Genomic DNA, 2706 nt, shown 5'->3' on the forward strand with positions numbered 1-2706 from the left:
GTAAGCGATCATTTTAGACCGTCTTTTCCCTGCGGTGCTACTCCGTAAAATAGCCTCCGTAGATTTTACTAACGGAGACTTTACTGATGGCAACAAAAAGACGTACACGTGAGCAATGGCAAAGGTTGGTTGACAAGCAAGCAGAAAGCGAACTATCGGTCAGTGAATTTTGTGCGCAATATGATTTAACGGTATCAAACTTCTATCTGTGGCGTAAAAAACTGAGCAATGATAGTCAACCGTTTGCGCGGCAGGATAACTGGCTTGCTTTTGATATGCCAGCGAGCGGGAACCAAAGCATAGATTCAGCGTGGGAGATTGAACTGGTATTACCCGGTGGTGTGGTGCTGCGGATGAACCGAGCCGCCTGATGTTACCCTTATCCAATGGGCGTATTTGGTTGTACACCGGCAATGCCGATATGCGCAAACAGTTTGATGGGTTGGCAGCGCTGGTACAGAGCAAGTTGGGCATGCAGGCGCATTGTGGTGACTGGTTTGTGTTTATCAATAAACGCCGCACCCAGCTAAAGGTATTGTATTACCATCAGGGCGGTTATTGTTTGTGGAGCAAACGTCTAGAAAGAGGTACCTTCGCCAAAGTCACTGACGGCACAGCAAAAACACCATTAAACAGCGCTCAGTTACAGTGTTTGATTGATGGGATTTACTGGCAAAAAGACAAACAAAACAGGCGATTTAATTAACTGATTTTGTTATAATTTAGCCCATGAAAACACGCTCTATTAGTCACCTTTCACCGTCTGAAATTGAGGCTGCCTTTGCTCATCAAGCCGATGAAATTGCGCAACTCAAGCAGCAACTCGACTGGCTTAAACGTCAGTTGTTCGGGCGTAAGTCTGAAAAGGTGTTAGCGGATAATCCGGCACAGAGCAGTTTGTTTGATGAGGGGGAAACCCTCACCTTACCGGCAGAAACAAAACCGGTGAAGGCACATACTCGTTCCTCACAAAAGCAACGTCGCGACTCGGATGTCAATGATGAAGGCCTGCGTTTTGATGAGACAGTGCCGCAACAGATTATTGATATACCTGCGCCAGAATTACAGGGGGCGGATGCCGACCAGTATGAATTAGTGGATACCAAAGAAACCTGTCGCTTAGCACAACAGCCTGGCAGTTATGTGGTATTGAGATTCCGTCGACAGGTCGTGCGTCATAAAACCACGCAAACCATTAAGGATACCCCAGCGCCAGGCAATGTGCTGGAAGGCTGTTACTGCGATGTCTCACTGCTCGCCGGACTGATGGTTGATAAAGCGGTGTATCACTTACCGCTTCACCGCCAACATCAACGGATGCTGGATAGCGGTATTACCCTTAGCCGGGCCACCTTAATCAACTGGATACAAAAAGGCATTGAGCTGCTTCGACCCATCGCCAAAGCCCAGTGGCAACACATTCTGCAAAGTAAAATACTGGCCATGGATGAAGTGCCCATTAAAGCAGGTCGCACTAAAGGCGCTGGCCGAAAACCCGGACACATGAAACAAACCTACTTCTGGCCCCTGTACGGTGACAGTGATGAAGTGGCGTTTACCTGGAGTAACAGCCGGGGTATGTTGCATGCCCAAGCACAGTTACAGGACTTTACCGGCACCTTGCTCACCGATGGTTATGCCGCCTACACCAAAACGGTTGAACAATTAAATCAATACGAACAACAGATTGTGCATGCAGCCTGTTGGGTACACATGCGCAGGGGCTTTGAAAAAGCCCTCGACAGTGAGCCGCACACCGCGCAGCAGGCACTGGATATCATCGCCACGCTTTACCGGCATGAAAAACACATCAGGCATAAACAATTAGACCTGGCCGATATTCATGCTTACCGGAAACAACACAGCGAGCCACTCGTTACTGACTTCTTCCGGTGGGTTTATCAACAACGACAGCGCACTCATTTACTGCCCAAATCTCCCTTCGCCAAGGCACTCCATTATGCGCATGAACGAGAAAGCCAACTCAAGGTGTTCCTGAGCAATCCTGCTTTACCCATGGATACCAATCATCTTGAGCGGGCATTGCGGGTAATCCCCATAGGGAGAAAAAACTATTTGTTCTGCTGGTCTGAACTTGGCGCTGAACAACTGGGCATACTGCAAAGCCTGATGGTGACTTGCCGACTGCAAGGCGTTAATCCCTACCATTATCTGGTGGATGTATTACAACGCGTGGCATTACATCCGGCCAGGGACGTAATCGACCTCACGCCGCGGCTCTGGAAACAAAAATACAATCAAAACAGGTTAGTCAGCGATGTCAAAATACTCACTTCCCAACACTAAAATCTCAGCCACAATTATGGAGTTCGGTAAAGGAGTGTTAAATGCACTCCCTGCTGATTACAGTCAGGCAGAAATGGAAGATGCTATGCTGACGATAATAACCGTGTGGAATGCCATCGTACTGGACACTTGGCACAACACAGACAAAAATGAAAAAATGGTGCTTGATGCACTCTCTCAAGCGCCTAAAGAAGGACAACTTCAAGTAAAACGATTGATAAAAAGAAAGAAGACCAAGTTTAGCGATGATATCCGCGCGGTTGGAGATCACTGGATAAGAGAAGAGCAAGGGGACTTTATCTTCGGCTGTGAAGCACGGTTAGATATAGAACGCATCTCCTCAAACGAAGATAGCCTCAAACACTAAACGAATCACAACGGTCTATATTGATCGCTTAC

The 2706-nt window shown here is 47.7% G+C and carries 4 protein-coding genes; all 4 read left to right on the forward strand.

The window, feature by feature from the left end:
* Window positions 1–86 precede the first annotated feature (86 nt).
* Genes BZA03_RS20250 through BZA03_RS20265 form a run of 4 tightly spaced genes read left to right on the forward strand, consistent with a single transcriptional unit; the run spans window position 87 to window position 2674 of the window.
* Window positions 87–371, forward strand: coding sequence for a transposase (locus tag BZA03_RS20250; RefSeq protein WP_110289713.1), 285 nt, complete (start codon window positions 87–89; stop codon window positions 369–371).
* Window positions 371–706: an IS66 family insertion sequence element accessory protein TnpB gene (tnpB, locus tag BZA03_RS20255; RefSeq protein WP_012518757.1), complete on the forward strand. Its 336-nt coding sequence runs from the start codon at window positions 371–373 to the stop codon at window positions 704–706. The genes BZA03_RS20250 and tnpB overlap by 1 nt, the downstream gene beginning before the upstream one ends.
* Window positions 707–729: 23 nt before the next feature.
* Window positions 730–2307: an IS66 family transposase gene (locus BZA03_RS20260; RefSeq protein ID WP_110289714.1), complete on the forward strand. Its 1578-nt coding sequence runs from the start codon at window positions 730–732 to the stop codon at window positions 2305–2307.
* A complete protein-coding gene (locus tag BZA03_RS20265; RefSeq protein WP_110289715.1) occupies window positions 2279–2674 on the forward strand; it encodes a hypothetical protein in 396 nt (131 codons plus the stop codon). The genes BZA03_RS20260 and BZA03_RS20265 overlap by 29 nt, the downstream gene beginning before the upstream one ends.
* Window positions 2675–2706: the final 32 nt, after the last annotated feature.

The organism is Alteromonas sp. I10 (assembly GCF_003201515.1).
Taxonomy (GTDB): Bacteria; Pseudomonadota; Gammaproteobacteria; order Enterobacterales; family Alteromonadaceae; genus Alteromonas; species Alteromonas macleodii.

Excerpts from the sequence above, each read along its gene's own strand:
- BZA03_RS20250 (WP_110289713.1), top strand. The coding sequence starts at position 87 with ATGGCAACAAAAAGACGTACACGTGAGCAATGGCAAAGGTTGGTTGAC.
- tnpB (WP_012518757.1), top strand. The coding sequence starts at position 371 with ATGTTACCCTTATCCAATGGGCGTATTTGGTTGTACACCGGCAATGCC.
- BZA03_RS20260 (WP_110289714.1), top strand. The coding sequence starts at position 730 with ATGAAAACACGCTCTATTAGTCACCTTTCACCGTCTGAAATTGAGGCT.
- BZA03_RS20265 (WP_110289715.1), top strand. The coding sequence starts at position 2,279 with ATGTCAAAATACTCACTTCCCAACACTAAAATCTCAGCCACAATTATG.